Below are 19,926 nucleotides of genomic sequence, written 5' to 3' on the forward strand. Positions count from 1 at the left end.
CCGAGACGTCGCCCCGCCCCGCCTTGCCTAGCGCCGCCGCCGCGGCGCTGGCCCGCGCCAAGGCCAAGGCCGCCCAGCGCGGCACGCCGTAGCCGCTTCGCCGCGGCCTTATCCTTTCCCTCTCGCCTCGCCCGCCCCCGCATGCCCAAGACCGCGCCCGCCTCCCGGCCAGCCAAGTCCGCCCGTTCCGCGTCCGCCGCCGCGGGCAAGACCGCGGCGAAGAAGACTGCGCCGGCGGCCAACAAGACGCCCGCACGCAAGCCCGCAGCCAAGGCCGCCACGAAAAAGATCGCGGCGAAGAAACCGGCGGCGAAGAAACCAGCGACGAACAAACCGGCAACGAAGAAGGCAGGCGCGAAAAAAACCGCCGCGAAGAAAATCGCGACCAAGAACGCCGCCGCGGCCAAGCCCTCGGCGAAACCGCCGCGCCCCAGCGGCCGCGTCGACGCGGCCGTGCGCGAACGCCCCGGCGCGCAGATGCCGCCTGCGCAGATCGAGGAGATGTTCGCGCGCCTGCAATCGCTAGACCCGCATCCGACCACCGAACTGGAATACACCACGCCGTTCGAATTGCTGGTCGCGGTCGCGCTGTCGGCGCAGGCCACCGACGTCGGCGTCAACAAGGCCACGCGCAAGCTGTTCCCGCTGGCGAACACGCCGCAGGCCATCGCCGCGCTCGGCGTCGACGGGCTCAAGCCGTACATCGCCACCATCGGCCTGTTCAACACCAAGGCGCAGAACGTGGTCGCGCTGTCGCAGCAGTTGCTGGAACGGCACGGCGGCGACGTCCCGCGCGAGCGCGCCGCGCTCGAGGCGCTGCCCGGCGTCGGCCGCAAGACCGCCAACGTGGTGCTCAACACCGCCTTCGGCGAGCCGACCATCGCGGTCGACACCCACATCTTCCGCGTCTCCAACCGCACCGGCCTGGCGCCGGGCAAGGACGTGCTGGCGGTGGAGCACAAGCTGCTCGAGGTGGTGCCCGATCGCTACCTGCAGGACGCTCACCACTGGCTGATCCTTCACGGACGTTACGTTTGCAAGGCACGCAAACCCGATTGCCCGCACTGCGCCATCCGTGATCTTTGTCGCTTCCCGGACAAGACGCCCGGCGAGCCGGAGCCCGTAGCTGCTTGATCGACAAGGGTATTGCGGCCGCAATCTGACAGTTGTAACGGCGTCATCCCGCGGTCATGCCCGAGAAATAAGTCAGCCCTGTCACATTTACGCAACTTTCACACTCTAGCCTGCGCGCCATCTCTCCACGCCCCAGGGCTAGACCAAATGAAACTCTCGCGTAACACCCTTGCCGTCGCGTTGTTCGCTGCGCTCGCCGCGCCCGCCGCGCACGCCGAAATCGCTCTGGACGTCATCGGCGACTCGGAAGTCACCTTCGAAGGTCTGGTCCAGGCGGATTACAACGACTTCAACAGCGACGTGCTGAACCTCAACGGCGACGTGCCGGACGGCAAGGACACCGACCAGGAACTGCGCCGCGCCGAGCTGGTGCTCAAGGGCAAGGGCCCGGGCAACTTCGAATGGGTCGCCGGCTACGACGCCAAGGCCGACAAGTTCCTCGACGTCAACCTGAAGTACAAGATCGGCGGCGACGGCAACCACTTCGTGCAGTTCGGCCAGTTCAAGCAGCCCAACAGCATGGAAGAGCTGTCCTCGACCAAGAACAACGACTTCATCTCCAAGGCGATGGTGACCAACACCTTCGGCATCGCCCGTCGTCTCGGCGTCGCCTACAGCTACGGCACCAACGACTGGAGCGTCACCGCCAGCTACTTCGGCGACGAGCTGACCCGCAACCAGAAGCACGGCAAGGGCTACGGCCTGCGCGGCACCTTCGCCCCGATCAACGAGAAGGGCAACATCCTGCACCTGGGCCTGTCGTACGTGAACCTGGACGCGGAGCTGGAAGGCAACACCGGCGTGCTCGACAACAGCTCGCGCATCCGCACCCGTCCGCAGGCCGATCTGGCCGCCGGCCGTCTGGTCGATACCGGCACCCTGACCAACGTCGACACCCAGTCGATCATCGGCGCCGAAGCGATGTACGTGCACGGCCCGTTCAAGGTCCAGGCCGAGTACATGCGCAGCACGCTCGACCGTTACAAGACCGCCACCCTGACCGGCAAGGACTTCACCGCCGACAGCTGGTACGTCAGCGGCCTGTGGAACATCACCGGCGAGACCTGGGGCTACAAGTCGGGCACCCCGACCACCCCGCTGCCCAACGAACCGGCCAGCGGCATGTGGCAGGTGGGCATCCGCTACGACAAGATCGACCTCAACGACGGCAGCCTGCGTCCGGGCGCCACCCCGACCGCCGCGCCGATCGTCGACGGCGTGCTCGGCGGCGAAATGAGCGCCTGGACCGTGGGCGTCAACTGGTACTGGCGTTCGAACTTCAAGTTCATGCTGGACTACTCGATCGTCGACAGCTCGCGCTACATCGGCAAGACCAGCGCGACCTACTCGCAGAGCCCGCAGTACAACAACCGCACCTTCAACCGCGTCGTCGACGACAGCCCGAACGTGGTCAGCGCGCGTCTGCAGTTCTACTGGTAAGCGCCATCGCGGCATCCCGCCCGCGCTTGCATGCCGCGGGCGGCCTCTCTCTCCCCCTCGATCGGATTGATCGTAAGGCGCGGCCTCGGCCGCGCCTTTCTTTTTTTGCGGCCGCGGCGCGATCTCGTTTCCGACTGTAGGAGCGACGCGAGTCGCGACCGCGACAACGCAGCTACGCCGCTGCTTTCACCGCAGTTGCGTTGTCGCGGTCGCGACTCGCGTCGCTCCTACAGTCTGGTAGGCGGCGGCGCAGCGATCTTGCGGGAGGGGGTAAAACACACCTGCGTCGCGGGTTCGCAGGTGAACACAGTCACGCGGCGAAAAAAAACGGGCGACGGCTCCACGCCGCCGCCCATCCGCGACCGCGTCGCGCGTGATCAGAGCATCTTGCCCGGCGCGTAGTGCTTCGGCCCGCTCGGTACGCCGTCGACATAGTCCTGGCTGTAGCTGCGGTACGCCGGTTCGCCGTGCACCGTGCCCTGCTGTTCGGTGCCGTGGTAGGGGCCGGTCAGCGGCTCGCCCTGGGCGTCGGTGCGGATCGCCAGGCCGTCGGCGGTGACGATCTCGCTGTTGGCCGGATAGCCGTTCGGCGCCACTTGCGCCTGGTACGGCTCGCCGACCGGCACGCCGTCGCGCTGGTTCTGGAACGTCGCCCTGCCGTCGGCGCCGACCGCGCTGGTCTGCTGCGGGCCGTTGTCGCTGAAGGGCCGCACGAACACCACTTCGCCCGGATAGATCAGGCTGGCGTCGCGCGTGCCGGGGTTGCCCGCCGGATCCAGCGACCACTGCGGATTGTCCTTGAGCAGTTGTTCGACCGAGGTGCCGTTGCGCTGCGCGATCGCGCTGAGGTTGTCGCCGGGTTCGATCACCAGCGCACGGGTGCCGTCGGGCGCCTTGACCTGCCCGGCTTCGACCTCGGCCTTGGTGTTGACCAGGGTCGCGTTGAGCTGCGCGGCCGAGGGACCGGAATAGTCGGGACCGTTCAATGCCATGTTCGTCTCCGTGTGCGGGGGAAGGGCTTCGGTGCCCGCGCCCACGATGACCGCGCAGTGTCATGTCGTCAGCTAGGAGATTCCCTAGCTGCGCGCCGGCGAGCGGCCCGTCGGCTCCGGTGCGGCGCGCGCGGAGCGCTCGTGCGCCCCATTCAGTCGCCGCGTACGCCGCCGACGCCGGTTCCTGCCGCGCTGACACGGAAATGTCACCAAACCGTTATGAAATAGCGCGCAGGGCGGAACGTGTCCGCACTCACACTCCAGGGAAACCCATGCACAAGCTCCTCAAGCTCCGTTTCGCCGCGCTCGCGCTGACCACGGCCTTCGCGCTCAACGCTCAGGCGGCCGACGTGACCGGCGCCGGCGCGTCGTTCGTCTACCCGGTGATGTCGAAGTGGTCGGCCGATTACGCCAAGGCGACCAACAAGAAGGTCAACTACCAGTCGATCGGCTCCGGCGGCGGCATCGCCCAGATCAAGGCGGCGACGGTGGACTTCGGTTCCTCCGACGCGCCGCTCAAGCCCGAAGAGCTGGCCAAGTTCGGCCTGGCCCAGTTCCCGTCGGTGATCGGCGGCGTGGTGCCGGTGATCAACGTGCCGGGCGTGGCCTCGGGCGCGATGAAGCTCGACGGCGCGACCCTGGCCAACATCTTCCTCGGCAAGATCACCATGTGGAACGATCCGGCCATCGTCGCGCTCAACGGCGGCGTCAAGCTGCCGGAGAAGAAGATCACCGTCGTGCACCGCTCCGACGGCTCGGGCACCACCTTCAACTTCGTCAACTACCTGTCCAAGGTCAGCCCGGAGTGGAAGACCTCGGTCGGCGAAGGCACCGCGGTGAAGTGGCCGACCGGCATCGGCGGCAAGGGCAACGAGGGCGTGGCCGCCTACGTAAAGCAGATCCAGGGCGGCATCGGTTACGTCGAGCTGTCCTACGCGCTGCAGAACAAGATGGCCTATTCGCGCCTGAAGAACGCCGACGGCAAGTTCGTGCTGCCGACCGACGAGACCTTCTCGGCCGCCGCCGCCAGCGCCGACTGGGCCAACGCCAAGGACTTCTACCTGGTCATGACCAACGCGCCGGGCGAGAACTCCTGGCCGATCACCGCGACCAACTTCATCCTGATGTACAAGCAGCCCAAGAACGCCGAAGGCGCCAAGAACGCCAAGGAATTCTTCAAGTGGGTCTACGCCAACGGCGATGCGCAGGCCAAGACGCTCGACTACGTACCGCTGCCGGACGCGCTGGTCAAGCAGATCGAGACCTACTGGCAGGCGAACATGAGCTATTGATCGAACCGACGGCGATCGGACCGGGGGGTTCTCGGTCGCCGCCAGGACGGATCGCGCAACGGGCCTTCGGGCCCGTTGTTTTTTGGGGAGCGCGGACCGGGGGAACGTTGCCTTGTAGGAGGGCCTTCAGGCCCGATGCTTTTGTGCCGGATCGCGGCGACCGGAGACAAAAGCATCGGGCCTGAAGGCCCTCCCACATAAGGATCCAAACATCGGGCCTGAAGGCCCTCCCACAAAGGATCCTGGCCTTGGGCCCGAAGACCTCCAACACAGATCCGGACCCCGGGGCCTGCGGGCTTCCCCAGCGACTCGAGCCGCGGACCTGGAAGCCCAGCCACCGCGACTGCGGCCCCCTTCCGGATTCGAACCAAGGCCGCCCCAACCCTCGCCGGCATCGCTTTGTTACCGCCGATTCGCAGCAAAACCCCAGAAAAACGCGAACTTGGACACCCCTGCAGGCCTTTCACTACAGATTCGTGACGAATCGATGTCATAGCCGTGTAACAAAAAGATCATCAAATGGCGCCACCCAGCCGGCGCCCAGCCGGCCTCCCTTTGATGGAGCACCGCATGAAATCGTCGGCCCGCATCGCCGTCCTGTCCTTCGCCATCGCGCTCAGCGTCGCCGCCTGCGGCGGCAATCAGCAGCAGAACCCGGCCGCCCACGGCGACGCCAAGACCGACGCGGCCGCGCCCGCCGGCGACAAGGTCGCCGCGCAGATCACCGGCGCCGGCGCCACCTTCATCTTCCCGCTGCTGTCGAAGTGGTCGGACGACTACAACAAGGCCACCGGCGCCAAGGTCAACTACCAGTCGATCGGCTCCGGCGGCGGCATCGCCCAGATCAAGGCCGGCACGGTCGATTTCGGCTCCTCCGACAAGCCGCTGCCGAGCGACGAGCTCGCCGCCGCGGGCCTGGGCCAGTTCCCCTCGGCGATCGGCGGCGTGGTGCCGGTGGTCAACGTCGACGGCATCGACGCCGGCAAGCTGCGCCTGACCGGCCCGCTGCTGGCGGACATCTTCATGGGCAAGGTCGCCAAGTGGAACGACGCGGCCATCGCCGCGGCCAACCCGGGCGTGGCCCTGCCCGACCTCAAGATCAACGTCGTGCACCGCTCCGACGGCTCGGGCACCACCTTCAACTTCTCCAACTACCTGTCCAAGGTCAGCCCGGAGTGGAAGACCAAGGTCGGCGAAGGCACCTCGGTGCAGTGGCCGGGCGGCGTCGGCGGCAAGGGCAACGAGGGCGTGGCGTCCTACGTGAAGCAGATCAAGGGCTCGGTCGGCTACGTCGAACTGGCCTACGCGCTGCAGAACAAGATGGCCCACACCCAGCTGCAGAACGCGGCCGGTCAGTTCGTCCAGCCCAGCGCCGAATCGTTCCAGGCCGCGGCCTCCACCGCCGACTGGGCCAGCGCCAAGGATTTCAACCTGGTCATCACCAACGCCGGCGGCGAGAAGTCCTGGCCGATCACCGCGACCAATTTCATCCTGATGTACAAGCAGCCCAAGGACGCCAAGCGCAGCAGCGACGCGCGCGCGTTCTTCAAGTGGGCCTTCGAGAACGGCCAGGCCCAGGCGCAAGCGCTGGACTACGTGCCGCTGCCGCCGGAGCTGGTGAAGCAGATCGAGGCGTATTGGGGGGCGGAGTTCAAGTGACGTTCTGACCCGCGCCCGCACAGCGGGCGCGGCTTTGTCAGAACGTCATCCCCGCGAAAGCGGGGATCCAGAGCCTTCAGCGCGCCGCCTCCCACCGTGCGAGCCGCGTCGCGATGAAGCCCTGGATCCCCGCCTACGCGGGGATGACGGCAAGTAAGCAACGCGGCACCCGCAACGCGCAGGCTCCGGAAGCATTCGCCATACCCGCTATCCGTATCCACCGAAGCCGACAACGCCGCACCCAACGCCCCACCCGACAGCCAGCTCCCCTCCCACGCGTGGCCCCGCCGGACACCCTTCGCAAATGAACGCGACCGCCCTACCCGCCCAGACCGGCCCCTCCGCCCGCGACGTCAAGGACGCGCGCCAGGATCGGCTGTTCCGCTACGCCCTCACCGCCACCGTCGTCTTCGTCCTGATCGCCCTGGCCAGCGCCGCGCTGTCGATGCTGTGGGGCGGCCGCCACGTGCTGCAGGAGGAAGGCATCGACTTCTTCATCACCGCGCAGTGGAACCCGGTCGAGAACCATTACGGCGCGCTGGTGCCGATCTACGGCACCATCGTCACCGCGCTGATCGCGATGGTCATCGCCGTGCCGGTGAGCTTCGGCATCGCCTTCTTCCTGACCGAGGTCGCGCCGCGCTGGGCGCGCGGCCCGATCGGCACCGCGATCGAACTGCTCGCCGGCATCCCGTCGATCATCTACGGCATGTGGGGCCTGTTCGTGCTGGTGCCGGTGATGACCGAATACGTCACGCCCTGGCTCAACGACCACGTCGGCACCTGGCCGGTGGTCGGCGCGCTGTTCCAGGGCCCGCCGCTGGGCATCGGCATGCTCACCGCCGGCATCGTCCTGGCGATCATGGTCATTCCCTTCATCTCCTCGGTGATGCGCGAGGTGTTCCTGACCGTGCCCACGCGGCTCAAGGAATCGGCCTACGCGCTGGGCTCGACCAAGTGGGAAGTCAGCTGGGACATCGTCCTGCCCTACACCCGCTCGGCGGTCATCGGCGGCATCTTCCTCGGCCTGGGCCGCGCGCTCGGCGAGACCATGGCGGTGGCCTTCGTGATCGGCAACTCGGTCAACTTCTCCGCCTCGCTGCTGGAGCCGGGCACCACCATCGCCGCGCTGATCGCCAACGACTTCGGCGAGGCCACCGAGACCTACCGCTCGGCCCTGCTGCTGCTCGGCTTCGTCCTGTTCATCGTGACCTTCGTGGTATTGGCCGCGGCGCGGCTGATGCTGATGCAACTCGCGCGCAAGGAGGGCAACTGATGAGCGCCGTCGCCAGCAAGCACGACGCGGCCGAAGCCGCGCGCCACCGCACCGCCGATTCGCTGTACCGCCGCCGCCGCATCGTCAACGCCATATCGGTGCTGCTGGCCTGCGCCGCCGCGCTGTTCGGCCTGTTCTTCCTCGGCTGGATCCTCTACACCCTGATCGCCAAGGGCATCGGCGGCATCAACCTGGCGCTGTTCACCCAGAACACGCCGCCGCCGATGCAGGAAGGCGGCCTGCTCAACGCCTTCTTCGGCAGCGCGGTGATGTGCCTGATCGCGATCGTCATCGGCACCCCGCTCGGCATCGCCGCCGGCACGTGGCTCGCCGAGTACGGCGCCGGGCGCAAGATGGGCACGGTGGTGCGCTTCGTCAACGACATCCTGCTGTCGGCGCCGTCGATCGTGCTCGGCCTGTTCGTCTACACCCTGGTGGTGATGCAGACCGGCGGCAACTTCTCCGCGCTCGCCGGCGCGATCGCCCTGGCGTTCATCGTGCTGCCGGTGGTGGTGCGCACCACCGACGAGATGCTGCGCCTGGTGCCGCCGCAGATGCGCGAAGCGGCGCTGTCGCTGGGCGTGCCGCAGTGGAAGGTGATCATGCAGGTGCTGTACCGCAGCGCCTCGGCCGGCATCGTCACCGGCGTGCTGCTGGCGCTGGCGCGCATCAGCGGCGAAACCGCGCCGCTGCTGTTCACCGCGTTCGGCAACCAGTACTGGAGCCACAACGTGCTGCAGCCGATGGCGAGCGTGCCGGTGGTGATGAACCAGTTCGCCGGCAGCCCCTACGAAACCTGGCAGACCCTGGCCTGGGCCGGCGCGCTGGTGCTGACCTTCTTCGTCCTCGTCGTAAGCCTGCTCGCGCGCGCGCTGGTGCTGCGCAATCGGATTTCCAATGACTGACCTCTCCAACACTCCCGCTGACGCCCGGAACCCGGTTATGAATGACGCTCGTTCGTCCGACGCACGCCTGTCCGTCGCCACGCCCGGCCGCGAAGCGGTCGGCGCCAACCCGGTCAAGCTGGCCGCGCGCGATCTGAATTTCTATTACGACAAGTTCCACGCGCTCAAGTCGATCAACCTGGAAATCCCGGAGAAGCAGGTCACTGCGCTGATCGGCCCGTCGGGCTGCGGCAAGTCGACCCTGCTGCGCATCTTCAACCGCATCTACGCGCTGTACCCGAAGCTGGAGGCGCGCGGCCAGGTGCTGCTGGACGGGGAGAACATCCTCGACCCGAAGTACCCGATGAACCGCCTGCGCAGCAAGGTCGGCATGGTGTTCCAGAAGCCGGTGCCGTTCCCGATGACCATCTTCGAGAACGTGGCCTACGGCATCCGCCACCACGAAAAGCTGTCGAAGTCGGAAATGAACGACCGGGTCGAGCACGCGCTGCGCCAGGGCGCGCTGTGGGACGAGGTCAAGGACAAGCTCGGCCAGAGCGCGCTCGGCCTGTCCGGCGGCCAGCAGCAGCGGTTGTGCATCGCCCGCGCGGTGGCGCTCAAGCCCTCGGTGCTGCTGCTCGACGAGCCGACCTCGGCGCTGGACCCGATCTCCACCAGCCGCATCGAGCAGTTGGTCGAAGAGCTCAAGAAGGACTACACGATCGCGATCGTGACCCACAACATGCAGCAGGCCGCGCGCGTGTCCGACTTCACCGCCTTCATGTACCTGGGCGACCTGATCGAGCACGGGCCGACCGAGCAGATCTTCTCCAAGCCGACCAAGCAGCAGACCGAGGACTACATCACCGGTCGCTTCGGCTGAGCCATCCCTACGAGCCCCTCTCCCGCCCGCGGGAGAGGGGTTGGGGTGAGAGCGACGTCGCCGCGCGCCCTCATCCGCCCTGCGGGCACCGTCTCCCGCCAGCGGGAGAAGGAAAAACGCGATCAGGACACCACTCATGAGCAACCAGATGCACGACCACATCGTCAAAAGCTACGACGACGAGCAGCGCCGCCTGCTCGACGAAACCCTGCGCATGGGCGAGATCGCCGCCGCGCAACTGGAATCCGCGCTCGACGTGGTCCAGCGCCGCGACGACAAGGCCGCCGAGCGCATCATCGCCAACGACGAGGCGATCGACGCGCTGGAGCAGGAGATCAGCCACGACGTGATGAAGCTGGCGCTGCGCGGGCCGATGGCGCGCGACCTGCGCGAGATCCTGGCCGCGATCCGCATCGCCTCCGACATCGAGCGCGTCGGCGACTACGCCGCCAACGTCGCCAAGCGCTCGACCGCGCTGAACCTGTCGCCGCCGCTGCCGCACGTGGCCGGCCTGCACGCGCTGGGCACGCTCGCGGTCAAGCAGCTGCGCGACGTGCTGGTGGCCTACCGCGACAACGACATCGAACTGGCGCAGCGCGTGCGCGACCGCGACGCCGAGGTCGACACCGCCTACACCGGCCTGTTCCGCGAGCTGCTGACCTACATGATGGAAGACGCGCGCAGCATCACCGCCTGCACCCATCTGCTGTTCATGGCCAAGAACATCGAGCGCGTCGGCGACCACGCCACCAACATCGCCGAGAACGTGTGGTTCCTGGTCAAGGGCGACGAGCCGCTGCCGCCGCGCGAGAAGCGCGACGCCACCAACACCACCGCGTCGGTGTGAGCGCCGGGCGCCGCGCGCGCCCGCCGTCCTCCTGCCAGGTCCGGCCCGCCGCGGCGTCGCGGCGGGCCGTTTCGTTTGCGCTGCCGGCGCCGGTTCGCTGGACCGTCCCTCGCCGTCGATACGCCGCACACAGGTCTCGCGCTGCGCCGCAGCATGCGGCCGGCACCGCCGCGCCGTCCGTCGGCCGCGGCCTGCCCGGGGCCGCCGCAGGTTCGGCCTGCAACCGTTTCCACCGCGCCGCCGCGCTGAACACGCGGTAAACCTTGCCGCCGTAGCAAGCCCCCGCCGCGAATCCGCGCGCGCCCCGGCCCCCTCTTGATCCATGCCCGCAACCTTCGCCGGGTGTATTTTCACGGACCAAGAGAGGAACCGCGCCGACATGACGCCGCTACTGGCCAATGGCGATCTGGCCGCCGCCCGCGCGGGCGACACGGCCGCCCTGGAACGGGTGCTGCGGCACTCGCGCCAGGACCTGCGCCGCTACGCCGAATTCCACTGCGTCATCAACGACATCGAGGACGCGGTGCAGGAAAGCCTGATCGCGGTCTCGCGCAAGCTGCGCGACCTGCGCGTGCTCGAGTGCTTCGTCTCGTGGACCTTCCGCATCGTCAAGCGCGAGTGCAACCGGCTCAAGCGCGGCCGGCGCCTGCTCAGCGGCCAGCCGATCACCGACGAGATCGCGCCGGTGGTCACGCCCGAGCCGGCCGAGTGGCGCCACGATGTCGCCGTCGCCCTGGAGTCGCTGCCCGCGCACTACCGCCAGATCATCCTGCTGCGCGACCTGGAAGGCCTGACCGTGGCCGAGATCGGCGAGGAACTGAGCCTGAGCCGCGAGGCGGTCAAGTCGCGCCTGCACCGCGCCCGGGTGCTGGCGCGCGAGTATCTGTCGCCGTGAGCTGCATCCGCGCCGCGGCCGGCCCCGTATCCCCGTGCAGTGGCCGTCCTGCGCGCACCGCCGCCCGGGCCGGGCGACTGCCCGAGCCGTTACGGATGTCACCCCGCACCAACCCGCAATCGATCTAAGCTGCGCACCAATCGCGTTTCCCGGCGGGTCCTGCCCGCCCACCAACACCGGCGGAGCACCCGCCCGTCGCCACCAGGAGAGAACCCATGTCCAAGCAAATCAACAAGCCCGTCGCCCTCGCGCTGAGCGCCACCCTGCTCGGCGGCCTGAGCCTGTCGGCCTCCGCGTTCGCGATGAGCGACCTGTCGCAGGGCTACCTGCTCGGCGCCCAGCAGGCGCAGACCGCGGAGAAGGCCGCCGACGCCAAGGCCACCGACGCGGCCAAGAAGGCCGAAGGCAGCTGCGGCGCCGACAAGAAGAAAGCCGAAGGCAAGTGCGGCGCGGACAAGAAGAAGCACGCCGAGGGCAAGTGCGGCGAAGGCAAGTGCGGCGCCGACAAGAAGAAGCATGCCGAGGGCAAGTGCGGCGAAGGCAAGTGCGGCGCCGACAAGAAGGGCGCCGCCGCGGCCGCTCCGGCCGCCAAGAAGGCGGGCGAAGGCAAGTGCGGCGAGGGCAAGTGCGGCGGTTCGATGTAATCGCGGCATCGCCGTGGACCGCATGCATTCGTTGACCCCGGATGCCGTCGGCCTCGGCCTGCGGCGGGCCCTGCTGGGCCCGCTGCAGTCCGCGCCGCACGCGCCCGGCGCCGCGCGCGATTTCGATTTCCTCGAACTCGCGCCGGAAAACTGGATCGGCGTCGGCGGACGCTACGGCGAGCAATTGCGCGAGCTGTCCGCGCGCTATCCGCTGGTCTGCCACGGCCTGTCGCTGTCGCTGGGCGGCACCGCGCCGCTGGACGAGACCTTCCTCGTCCGCGTGCGCCGCTTCCTCGACGAGCACGCCGTGGCCTGCTACAGCGAACACCTGAGCTACTGCAGCGACGACGGCCACCTCTACGACCTGCTGCCGATTCCGTTCACCGAGCAAGCCGTGCATCACGTCGCCGCGCGCATCCGCCGCACCCAGGACATCGTCGGCCGCCGCATCGCGGTGGAGAACGCCTCCTACTACGCCGCGCCGCACCAGGAAATGAGCGAGATCGAGTTCACCCGCGCGGTGCTGGCCGAGGCCGATTGCGACCTGCTGCTGGACGTCAACAACGTCTACGTCAATTCGATCAACCACCGCTACGACGCGCTGGAGTTCATCCGCGCGATGCCGCACGAGCGCATCGCCTATCTGCACGTCGCCGGCCATTACGACGAGGCCGACGATCTGAAGGTCGACACCCACGGCGCGCCGGTCAAGCGCGAGGTCTGGGATCTGCTGGCCGACGCCTACCGCCTGTTCGGGCCGCGCCCGACCTTGCTGGAACGCGATTTCAATTTCCCGCCCTACGCCGAACTGGTCGACGAACTGTGCCTGGTGCGCCGCATCCTGCGCGAATCGGCCGCACCGGCCGCGCGCGATCCCGCCCGCCGCGCCCGCGCCTGAGCCCATGAACGACGCCGTCTCGCGCCTGCGCGCGCAACAGTTCGAACTGACCCGGCACTTGCGCGATCCGTCCGCCAGCCCCGCGCCGGCCGGCATCGAAGACCGCCGCCTGGGCATCTACCGCGACTTGCTGTTCAACAACATCGCCAGTCTGTTGTCGGGCAATTTTCCGGTCATCGAAAACATCCTCGGCGAGGAGCGCTGGGAGCGGCTGGTGCGCGATTTCTATCGCGACCACCGCTGCCACACGCCGCTGTTCGCCGAGATCGCGCGCGAGTTCCAGCGCTATCTGCAGGATCTCGACGCGCTCGACCCACCGTTCCTGCTGGAGCTGGCGCATTACGAATGGGTCGAGCTGGCGCTGCAGCTCAGCGAGGCGACCGCCGCGGGCGACGACGCCGGCATCGGCGACGACCGCCTGCTCGAACACCCGCCGCGCCTGTCGCCGCTGGCCTGGCCGCTGGCCTACGCCTGGCCGGTGCACCGGCTCGGCCCGGACTTCCAGCCCGCGCAACCGCCGCCGGCGCCGACCTTGCTGCTGCTGCGCCGCGAGGCCGACGGCGAGGTGCGCTTTTCCGAACTGAGCCCCTTGGCCTATCGCCTGCTGCAACGGCTGGAAGAGTCGCCGCAACTGACCGCCCGCGAGCAGTTGCGCGCGCTGGCGGCCGAAGCCGGCAGCGACGACGAGGCCGCGTTCGTGGACATGGGCGCCGCCTTGTTGCGCCAGATGCGCGCCACCGGCGTGGTGTATTTCTAAGCCGAAGCCCCTTGCAGGAGCGGCGCGAGCCGCGACCGCGACATCGCGCTTGCGACGCAAGCATGAAGGCCCGCAGTCGCGGCTAGCGCCGCTCCCGCAAGCCGCACCCGCACCATCCAGCGACCGGCAAGCCCCGATTTGCTAGGCTTCCCGCCATGATCGACCCCGGCCCCGTCCCCAGCGCCGCCCCCGCCGCGCCCGTCCCCGCCACCCTCGCCACCCGCTTCCGCGGCTACCTGCCGGTGGTCGTGGACGTGGAAACCGGCGGCTTCGACTGGAACAAGCACGCCCTGCTCGAAATCGCCGTGCAGCCGATCGAGCTCGACGCCGACGGCCTGCTGGTGCCCGGCGAGGTCGCCAGTTCGCACGTGGTGCCCGCCGCCGGCACCCTGATCGATCCCAAGTCGCTGGAAGTCACCGGCATCGACATCGACCACCCCTTCCGCGACGCCAAGCCCGAACGGCAGGCGCTGGAAGCGGTGTTCGCGCCGGTGCGCGAAGCGGTCAAGCGCCACGGCTGCCAGCGCGCGATCCTGGTCGGCCACAACGCCCACTTCGACCTCAACTTCCTCAACGCCGCGGTCGCGCGCAGCGGCCACAAGCGCAACCCGTTCCACCCCTTCAGCGTGTTCGACACCGTGACCCTGGCCGGCGTCGCCTACGGCCAGACCGTGCTGGCGCGCGCGGTGCAGGCCGCGGGCTTCGTCTGGAACGGCGAGGAAGCGCACTCGGCGGTGTACGACACCAACCGCACCGCCGAATTGTTCTGCAAGATCGTCAACGCCTGGCCGGCGCGCGGCTGAGAGGCCTTGCGGGGCGGCCGCGCCCGCCCCGACCCGTCCAAGTTCCCGTTCCCGACTGCCGCGCCTGGCGGACGGCGGCTGCGCCGCCGGTCGGCGTATCGCCCTCGCAACGCCTGCGCCTGGCCGCCGCGCGCGGATCGCCGCGTTGATGGAGAGGTAACCGGCACCGACGCGCCGGCGCTTTCGCGGCGGCCCGCGCGTCTGCGCCTGTCCACGGATGGGAGGACACCATGTTCGCGTTCGACGACGACCAGTTTCTCGACGGCTACCGCAAGCGCTTCGGCCCGTTGCGCGAGGAGCTCGCCCAGGCGCTGCGCTTTTTGATCGGCCGGATCGAGCAGGACGCCAGCTTCAGCCTCAATCCGGTGCACCGCTACCAGATCGCCTATTGCCTGGCGACGTTCAAGTGGGAAACCGCGCATACGCTGCGGCCGATCGACGAGTTCGGCGACGACGCGCGCTTCGAGCGCCTGTACGGCCCCGACTCGCGCATCGGCAAGGCGCTGGGCAACACCCGGCGCGGCGACGGCGCGCGCTTCCACGGCCGCGGTTACGTGCAGCTCACCGGCCGCAACAACTACGACCGCGCCGGCCGCTTCCTCGGCCTGGATCTGGTCAACAAGCCCGAAGACGCGAAAAAGCCGGAAGTCGCCTACGCCATCGCCATGCAGGGCATGAAGCAGGGCTGGTTCACCGGCAAGAAGCTCGACAACTACTTCAAGCCGGGACAGTTGCCGAACTACGAAGAAGCGCGGCGGATCATCAACGGCCAGGACAAGGCGCAGACCATCGCCGATATCGCGCGGCGCTTCGACGAGTTGCTGGTGAACGCGTTGGAGTGAAGCGGGCGTTGCAGTGAAGCGGGCGTTGAAGTGAAGCACGCGCTGAGTGAAGCGGGCGGCGCGTGGTTGTGGCGCAGTCGGCCTTGCAACCGGGGCGCTCGCCGGTGCGGAACGCGCGCCGGCGCTCAGCCCGCCGCGTTGCGCGGCAGCGCCATGTGGATCAGCGGAAACGGCCGGCCCTGGCCGTCCAGCGGCGAGCGCCCGGTGTCGACGAAACCGTAGCGCCGGTAGAAGCCGTGCGCCTGCGGGTTGTGCTCGTTGACGTCGACGGTGAGCGCGCCGCGCAGGCCGCGCGCGTGGTCGAGCAGGCGCGTGCCGATGCCCTGCCCGCGCCGTTCGGGTTCCAGGAACAGCATCTCCACTTGCGTGTCGGACAGGCCGATGAAACCGGCCAGACCGGCGGCATCCTCGTAGATCCAGATCTCGACCGCGTCGAAGTAGATGTCGCGCACTTGCGGGCGCAGCTCGGCGATGTCGGCGTCGCTGAGGAAATCGTGGGTGGCGCGCACCGAGCGCTCCCACAGTTCTAGCAATCGCGGGTGGTCGGCGGCCTGGCGTTCGCGGATGGACATGGCGTTGGGTTCCGTGGAAACGAACGCGGCGCCGCAGGTGCGGCGCCGCGGGTGGCGATGATGCCGGGACGCGGACGTCGCCGCCAGCGACTCAGGCCCGGGTCAGGCCCTATCAGGCGAGTTTCAGGCCGACCAGTCCGGCGACGATCAGCACGATGCTGGCGATGCGCAGCGCGGTGGCCGGCTCGTTGAACAGCACCATGCCGAGGATGACCGTGCCGACCGCGCCGATGCCGACCCAGATCGCGTAGGCGGTGCCGACCGGCAAGGTTTTCATCGCCAGGCCGAGCAGGCCGACGCTGATCGCCATCGAGGCGACGGTGCCGACCGACGGCCACAGGCGGGTGAAGCCCTCGGTGTATTTGAGGCCGATGGCCCAGCCGATTTCGAACAGGCCGGCGAAGACGAGAAGAACCCAAGGCATAATGCAGCTCCCATGATCGATGGGGCCGTCCCCGGATGTAACGCGCCGCAGAAGGAAGGATCGGGCTGCGCGGACCTGGGCCGTCCCAGGTCGGTCGCGGCGCAGTATATCGGCCCGGCCGTGGGCGGGGCCGCGCGGCGGATCTCGGGGTCAGCGGAGGGTTACATAGGTCTTTGCGGTGTTTACGGCCTTGCGGGGTCGCGGGAGCTGAGCGGAAAGCATCGGGACTGAAGTCCCTCCCACAAAAGCCGTCTTCGGACTGCTCAGGCTGTTGTGGGAGGCCAATGTGGGAGGCTGTTGTGGGAGGGACTTCAGTCCCGACGCTTTCCGGCCGAATCGCCGCGCCCGCTCACCCGCGCTGCCGCACCGCCTCGAACAAGGTCACACCCGCCGCCACCGACACGTTCAGGCTTTCCACGCCCGTGGCCGCATCGCCGCCAGGCATCGGAATCTTGACCAACTGATCGCAGGTCTCGCGGGTCAGCCGGCGCAGGCCGTCGGCTTCGCCGCCCAGCGCCAGCGCGACGTTGCCGCGCAGGTCCAGCGAATACAGCGATGCGTCGGCCTCGCCGGCCAGGCCGTAGATCCACACGCCCAGCCGCTGCAGCTCGCGCAGGCTGCGCGCCAGGTTGGTCACCGGGACCACCGGCACGCTGTCGGCGGCGCCGGCCGAGGTCTTGCGCACGGTCGCGTTGACCTGCACCGCCTTGTCCTTGGGGATGATCACCGCGGTGGCGCCGGCCGCGGCCGCGCTGCGCAGGCAGGCGCCGAGGTTGTGCGGATCTTGCACGCCGTCGAGGATCAGCACCAGGGCGCGGCCCTGCGCGGCCTCGATCAGGCCTTCCAGCTCGTTCTCGCTCCAGGTCTTGGCGGCGGCGTAGCGCGCGACCACGCCCTGGTGGCGCAGCCCGCCGACCACGCCGTCCAGCGCCTGGGTCGCGACCCGGCGCACGTCGATGTCGGCGCGGCGCGCGGCGGTCTCGATCTCGGCCAGGCGCGGGTTCTTGGCGCCGGCCTCGATCAGCACCTCGCGCACGTTGGCGGCGTCGTGCTCGACGGCGGCGGAGACGGCGTTGATGCCGGCGATCCATTGTTTCTGGCTCATGGGTGGTCCGTGTGGGCCTGGGGCCCGGTGAGGCGTGAGGGCGGAAATTCTACGGCATGCAGCCGCAACCCCGGCCGCCCCCTGTAGGAGCGGCGCGAGCCGCGACCAACCGAAGCGATCGATACCACAACTACAGCCGGAGCCCGGACAATCGGGACTTCGGCACCAGCACACCGATTGCCCGGTCTTCGGCCGCTGCGCTGAAGTCAACCGCTTCGGTTGGTCGCGGCTTGCGCCCTCCTACAGGGGCTTCGGGCGCCGCGTTCAGTACTTCTGCTTGACCCGCTTGGCCGGCTGCCCGCGCGGCGGCAGCGGCTTCACGCCGCGCTCCTCGTCGACCAGCTTGAAGTCGATCTTGCGGTCCTCGACGCTGGCCTTGAGCACGACGATCCGGACCCGGTCGCCGAGCCGGTACTCGCGGCCGGTGCGCTCGCCCGACAAGGTCTTGCGGATCGGGTCGAAGTGGTAATAGTCGTGCGGCAGCTGGGTCACGTGGACCAGGCCGTTGACCTTGGAATCGTCGAGCTCGATGAACAGCCCGAAGCTGGTCACCCCGCTGATCACGCCGTCGAATTCGCCGCCGACGTGCTGTTCCATCCACGCCGCGCGGTAACGCTCGTCGACCTCGCGCTCGGCCTCGTCGGCGCGGCGTTCGCGCTCGGAGCACTGCAGCGCCAGCGCCGCCATCTGCCGCGGCGAGTACAGGTAGGACGCCGGCTTGGCCCCGCTCAGCGCGTGCTTGATCGCGCGGTGCACCAGCAGGTCGGGATAGCGCCGGATCGGCGAGGTGAAGTGGGCGTAGGCGTGCAGCGCCAGGCCGAAGTGGCCGGTGTTCTCCGGCGCGTACACCGCCAGGCTCTGGCTGCGCAGCAGCACCGATTCCAGCAGCGCGGCGTCGGGGCGGTCGCGGATCTTCTTCAGCAGATGGGTGAAATCGCGCGGTTCGACCTGGTTCCAGGCCGGCATGCGCAACTTGAATTCCTTGAGGAACTCCTGCAGGTCGGCGTACTTCTGTTCCGGCGGCCGCTCGTGCACGCGGTACGGCGCCGGCACCTGCTGGGCCATGAGGTACTTCGCGGCTTCCACGTTCGCCGCGATCATGCATTCCTCGATCAGCTTGTGCGCGTCGTTGCGCTGGAGCATGCCCGCCTGCACCACCTCGCCGTCCTTGCCGATGACGAAGCGCACCTCGCTGGATTCGAACTCGATCGCGCCGCGCTGCTGGCGCGCCTTGACCAGCACCTGGAACAGCTGATGCAGGCGCTCGATGTTGGGCAGCAGCGAACCGATCTGCGCCTGCGCCTCGGCCTTGGCCTCCTCGGGCACGTCGCCGACCGCGTTCCACACCGTCGTGTAGGTCAGGCGCGCGTGCGAATTCATCACCGCTTCGTAGAACTTCGACGAGGTCACTTCGCCGCTGCGGTCGATCTGCATGTCGCAGACGAAACACAGCCGGTCGACCTTCGGATTCAGCGAACAAATGCCGTTGGACAGCGTCTCCGGCAGCATCGGCACGACGAAACCGGGGAAGTACACCGAGGTCGCGCGCTTCTGCGCTTCGTCGTCGAGCGGGGTGCCGGGGCGCACATAATGCGAAACGTCGGCGATGGCGACGACCAGGCGGAAGCCCTGGCGGTTGCTCTCGCAATAGACCGCGTCGTCGAAGTCCTTGGCGTCCTCGCCGTCGATGGTGACCAGCGGCATCGCGCGCAGGTCCACGCGCTGCGCGGCGACCGACTCGGGCACCGTCAGCGGCACCGCCGCGGCTTCGTCGAGCACCTCCTGCGGGAACACATCGGGAATCTCGTGGCCGTGGATCGCGGCCTGCACCGCCAGCGAGGCGGTGAGCTTTTCGCCGAGCACGGCGAGCACGCGGCCGATCGGCGGGCGATGGTGGTCCGGCGCCTGCACCAGCTCGCACACCACCAACTGGCCGTTTTTCGCGTCCATGCGCGCGTCCGGCGGAATCTGCACGTTGCGCTGGATGCGGCGGTCGTCGGGCACCACGTAGCTGATGCCCTGCTCGAGGGTGAAGCGGCCGATCAAACGGTTGAGCCGGCGTTCGAGCACTTCCACGATCGCGCCTTCGCGGCGGCCGCGGCGGTCGACGCCGGTGACGCTGGCGAGCACGCGGTCGCCGTGCATGGCCTTGCGCATTTCGAACGGCGGCAGGAACAGGTCGTCGCCGCCGCCGGATTCCGGGCGCAGGAAGCCGAAGCCGTCGGGGTTGGCGATCACCACGCCGGGGATCAGGTCCATCTGCGCGGCCGGGGCGAACTCGCCCTTGCGGTTGAGCAGCAACTGGCCGTCGCGGATCATCGCCGCAAGGCGCTTGCCGAGCGCGTCGGCGCGCTCGGGTTCGGTCAGCTGCAGGCGCTGGGCGAGTTCCTCGGCGCGCATCGGGCCGTCGGCGCCGCCCAGGGTCTGCAGGATCAGCTCGCGGCTGGCGATCGGCTGGGCGTAGCGCGCGGCTTCGCGCTCGGCGTGCGGATCCTGGTGTTCGCCGTAATGCGCGGTCGGCAGCGGCGCGGCCGCGGGGCGCTTGCCCGGGGCGCCGGGGGAGCCGCCGGCGGGCGCGG

At 68.6% G+C, this 19,926-nt stretch carries 21 protein-coding genes; 14 read left to right on the forward strand and 7 right to left on the reverse strand.

Going from position 1 to position 19,926, the window contains the following annotated elements:
- Positions 1-389, reverse strand: a 389-nt coding sequence (locus tag A7A76_RS05490) for a hypothetical protein (protein ID WP_206410249.1), incomplete at its 3' end; no start/stop codon positions are given.
- Positions 390-477: 88 nt separating this feature from the next.
- Between A7A76_RS05490 and nth the strand changes: the two genes are divergently transcribed.
- Both nth and A7A76_RS05500 read left to right on the forward strand, forming a co-directional pair.
- The gene (gene nth, locus A7A76_RS05495) at positions 478-1,134 is read left to right on the forward strand and encodes an endonuclease III (protein WP_206410264.1); all 657 of its coding nucleotides are present in this window, start codon (positions 478-480) and stop codon (positions 1,132-1,134) included.
- Positions 1,135-1,281: 147 nt separating this feature from the next.
- Positions 1,282-2,574: an OprO/OprP family phosphate-selective porin gene (locus A7A76_RS05500; protein WP_206410250.1), complete on the forward strand. Its 1,293-nt coding sequence runs from the start codon at positions 1,282-1,284 to the stop codon at positions 2,572-2,574.
- A gap of 377 nt (positions 2,575-2,951) precedes the next feature.
- Here A7A76_RS05500 and A7A76_RS05505 read toward each other — a convergent pair whose 3' ends face one another.
- On the reverse strand, positions 2,952-3,566 hold the full coding sequence (locus A7A76_RS05505; RefSeq protein WP_206410251.1) for a LysM peptidoglycan-binding domain-containing protein: 615 nt from the start codon (positions 3,564-3,566) through the stop codon (positions 2,952-2,954).
- A gap of 272 nt (positions 3,567-3,838) precedes the next feature.
- Between A7A76_RS05505 and pstS (A7A76_RS05510) the strand changes: the two genes are divergently transcribed.
- The gene (gene pstS / locus A7A76_RS05510) at positions 3,839-4,858 is read left to right on the forward strand and encodes a phosphate ABC transporter substrate-binding protein PstS (RefSeq protein WP_206410252.1); all 1,020 of its coding nucleotides are present in this window, start codon (positions 3,839-3,841) and stop codon (positions 4,856-4,858) included.
- On the opposite strand, the gene A7A76_RS26315 is transcribed toward pstS (A7A76_RS05510), so the two are convergent.
- On the reverse strand, positions 4,852-5,352 hold the full coding sequence (locus A7A76_RS26315) for a DUF6053 domain-containing protein (protein ID WP_428995089.1): 501 nt from the start codon (positions 5,350-5,352) through the stop codon (positions 4,852-4,854). The two genes, pstS (A7A76_RS05510) and A7A76_RS26315, sit on opposite strands and share 7 nt — an antisense overlap.
- A 76-nt stretch (positions 5,353-5,428) precedes the next feature.
- Here A7A76_RS26315 and pstS (A7A76_RS05515) point away from each other — a divergent pair, with 76 nt between their 5' ends.
- The 11 genes from pstS (A7A76_RS05515) (at position 5,429) to A7A76_RS05565 (ending at position 15,246) form a co-directional block, all read left to right on the forward strand.
- Positions 5,429-6,517 (forward strand): phosphate ABC transporter substrate-binding protein PstS, encoded by a 1,089-nt coding sequence (gene pstS, locus A7A76_RS05515; RefSeq protein ID WP_206410253.1) that lies wholly within the window; start codon positions 5,429-5,431, stop codon positions 6,515-6,517.
- A gap of 304 nt (positions 6,518-6,821) precedes the next feature.
- A complete protein-coding gene (pstC, locus tag A7A76_RS05520; RefSeq protein WP_206410254.1) occupies positions 6,822-7,793 on the forward strand; it encodes a phosphate ABC transporter permease subunit PstC in 972 nt (323 codons plus the stop codon).
- Complete coding sequence (pstA, locus tag A7A76_RS05525) at positions 7,793-8,698, forward strand: phosphate ABC transporter permease PstA (RefSeq protein ID WP_206410255.1); 906 nt, start codon at positions 7,793-7,795, stop codon at positions 8,696-8,698. The genes pstC and pstA overlap by 1 nt, the downstream gene beginning before the upstream one ends.
- A 37-nt stretch (positions 8,699-8,735) precedes the next feature.
- On the forward strand, positions 8,736-9,560 hold the full coding sequence (gene pstB, locus A7A76_RS05530) for a phosphate ABC transporter ATP-binding protein PstB (protein WP_232518454.1): 825 nt from the start codon (positions 8,736-8,738) through the stop codon (positions 9,558-9,560).
- Between the two features lie 136 nt (positions 9,561-9,696).
- Positions 9,697-10,407, forward strand: a complete 711-nt coding sequence (gene phoU / locus A7A76_RS05535; protein WP_206410256.1) for a phosphate signaling complex protein PhoU — start codon at positions 9,697-9,699, stop codon at positions 10,405-10,407.
- 379 nt (positions 10,408-10,786) lie between these two features.
- Positions 10,787-11,302 carry an RNA polymerase sigma factor gene (locus A7A76_RS05540; protein WP_074866248.1) on the forward strand — a complete coding sequence of 172 codons (516 nt, stop codon included), beginning with the start codon at positions 10,787-10,789 and terminating at the stop codon, positions 11,300-11,302.
- A 215-nt stretch (positions 11,303-11,517) separates the two neighbouring features.
- On the forward strand, positions 11,518-11,946 hold the full coding sequence (locus A7A76_RS05545; RefSeq protein ID WP_206410257.1) for an HvfA family oxazolone/thioamide-modified RiPP metallophore: 429 nt from the start codon (positions 11,518-11,520) through the stop codon (positions 11,944-11,946).
- Positions 11,947-11,968: 22 nt separating this feature from the next.
- Positions 11,969-12,844, forward strand: coding sequence for an HvfB family MNIO-type RiPP peptide maturase (locus A7A76_RS05550; RefSeq protein WP_206410258.1), 876 nt, complete (start codon positions 11,969-11,971; stop codon positions 12,842-12,844).
- A gap of 4 nt (positions 12,845-12,848) precedes the next feature.
- Positions 12,849-13,601 (forward strand): HvfC family RiPP maturation protein, encoded by a 753-nt coding sequence (locus A7A76_RS05555; RefSeq protein ID WP_206410259.1) that lies wholly within the window; start codon positions 12,849-12,851, stop codon positions 13,599-13,601.
- A 155-nt stretch (positions 13,602-13,756) separates the two neighbouring features.
- Positions 13,757-14,404: a ribonuclease T gene (gene rnt, locus A7A76_RS05560; protein ID WP_206410260.1), complete on the forward strand. Its 648-nt coding sequence runs from the start codon at positions 13,757-13,759 to the stop codon at positions 14,402-14,404.
- Between the two features lie 230 nt (positions 14,405-14,634).
- The gene (locus A7A76_RS05565) at positions 14,635-15,246 is read left to right on the forward strand and encodes a glycoside hydrolase family 19 protein (RefSeq protein ID WP_206410261.1); all 612 of its coding nucleotides are present in this window, start codon (positions 14,635-14,637) and stop codon (positions 15,244-15,246) included.
- 125 nt (positions 15,247-15,371) lie between these two features.
- Here A7A76_RS05565 and A7A76_RS05570 read toward each other — a convergent pair whose 3' ends face one another.
- The 4 genes from A7A76_RS05570 to rnr form a co-directional block, all read right to left on the reverse strand.
- The gene (locus A7A76_RS05570) at positions 15,372-15,818 is read right to left on the reverse strand and encodes an acetyltransferase (RefSeq protein WP_206410262.1); all 447 of its coding nucleotides are present in this window, start codon (positions 15,816-15,818) and stop codon (positions 15,372-15,374) included.
- 112 nt (positions 15,819-15,930) lie between these two features.
- The gene (sugE, locus tag A7A76_RS05575) at positions 15,931-16,242 is read right to left on the reverse strand and encodes a quaternary ammonium compound efflux SMR transporter SugE (RefSeq protein WP_096377422.1); all 312 of its coding nucleotides are present in this window, start codon (positions 16,240-16,242) and stop codon (positions 15,931-15,933) included.
- Between the two features lie 349 nt (positions 16,243-16,591).
- Complete coding sequence (gene rlmB / locus A7A76_RS05580) at positions 16,592-17,347, reverse strand: 23S rRNA (guanosine(2251)-2'-O)-methyltransferase RlmB (RefSeq protein WP_206410263.1); 756 nt, start codon at positions 17,345-17,347, stop codon at positions 16,592-16,594.
- Positions 17,348-17,611: 264 nt separating this feature from the next.
- A partial coding sequence (gene rnr, locus A7A76_RS05585; RefSeq protein WP_428995090.1) for a ribonuclease R occupies positions 17,612-19,926 on the reverse strand: 2,315 nt, incomplete at its 5' end.

This window comes from Lysobacter enzymogenes, assembly GCF_017168095.1.
In the GTDB taxonomy this organism is placed as follows: Bacteria; Pseudomonadota; Gammaproteobacteria; order Xanthomonadales; family Xanthomonadaceae; genus Lysobacter; species Lysobacter enzymogenes_D.

What these genes read in the sequence shown, in the direction of transcription:
- nth (WP_206410264.1), top strand. Translation starts at nt 478, where the DNA reads ATGCCGCCTGCGCAGATCGAGGAGATGTTCGCGCGCCTGCAATCGCTA.
- A7A76_RS05500 (WP_206410250.1), top strand. Translation starts at nt 1,282, where the DNA reads ATGAAACTCTCGCGTAACACCCTTGCCGTCGCGTTGTTCGCTGCGCTC.
- A7A76_RS05505 (WP_206410251.1), bottom strand. Translation starts at nt 3,566, where the DNA reads ATGGCATTGAACGGTCCCGACTATTCCGGTCCCTCGGCCGCGCAGCTC.
- pstS (WP_206410252.1), top strand. Translation starts at nt 3,839, where the DNA reads ATGCACAAGCTCCTCAAGCTCCGTTTCGCCGCGCTCGCGCTGACCACG.
- A7A76_RS26315 (WP_428995089.1), bottom strand. Translation starts at nt 5,352, where the DNA reads ATGACATCGATTCGTCACGAATCTGTAGTGAAAGGCCTGCAGGGGTGT.
- pstS (WP_206410253.1), top strand. Translation starts at nt 5,429, where the DNA reads ATGAAATCGTCGGCCCGCATCGCCGTCCTGTCCTTCGCCATCGCGCTC.
- pstC (WP_206410254.1), top strand. Translation starts at nt 6,822, where the DNA reads ATGAACGCGACCGCCCTACCCGCCCAGACCGGCCCCTCCGCCCGCGAC.
- pstA (WP_206410255.1), top strand. Translation starts at nt 7,793, where the DNA reads ATGAGCGCCGTCGCCAGCAAGCACGACGCGGCCGAAGCCGCGCGCCAC.
- pstB (WP_232518454.1), top strand. Translation starts at nt 8,736, where the DNA reads ATGAATGACGCTCGTTCGTCCGACGCACGCCTGTCCGTCGCCACGCCC.
- phoU (WP_206410256.1), top strand. Translation starts at nt 9,697, where the DNA reads ATGAGCAACCAGATGCACGACCACATCGTCAAAAGCTACGACGACGAG.
- A7A76_RS05540 (WP_074866248.1), top strand. Translation starts at nt 10,787, where the DNA reads ATGACGCCGCTACTGGCCAATGGCGATCTGGCCGCCGCCCGCGCGGGC.
- A7A76_RS05545 (WP_206410257.1), top strand. Translation starts at nt 11,518, where the DNA reads ATGTCCAAGCAAATCAACAAGCCCGTCGCCCTCGCGCTGAGCGCCACC.
- A7A76_RS05550 (WP_206410258.1), top strand. Translation starts at nt 11,969, where the DNA reads ATGCATTCGTTGACCCCGGATGCCGTCGGCCTCGGCCTGCGGCGGGCC.
- A7A76_RS05555 (WP_206410259.1), top strand. Translation starts at nt 12,849, where the DNA reads ATGAACGACGCCGTCTCGCGCCTGCGCGCGCAACAGTTCGAACTGACC.
- rnt (WP_206410260.1), top strand. Translation starts at nt 13,757, where the DNA reads ATGATCGACCCCGGCCCCGTCCCCAGCGCCGCCCCCGCCGCGCCCGTC.
- A7A76_RS05565 (WP_206410261.1), top strand. Translation starts at nt 14,635, where the DNA reads ATGTTCGCGTTCGACGACGACCAGTTTCTCGACGGCTACCGCAAGCGC.
- A7A76_RS05570 (WP_206410262.1), bottom strand. Translation starts at nt 15,818, where the DNA reads ATGTCCATCCGCGAACGCCAGGCCGCCGACCACCCGCGATTGCTAGAA.
- sugE (WP_096377422.1), bottom strand. Translation starts at nt 16,242, where the DNA reads ATGCCTTGGGTTCTTCTCGTCTTCGCCGGCCTGTTCGAAATCGGCTGG.
- rlmB (WP_206410263.1), bottom strand. Translation starts at nt 17,347, where the DNA reads ATGAGCCAGAAACAATGGATCGCCGGCATCAACGCCGTCTCCGCCGCC.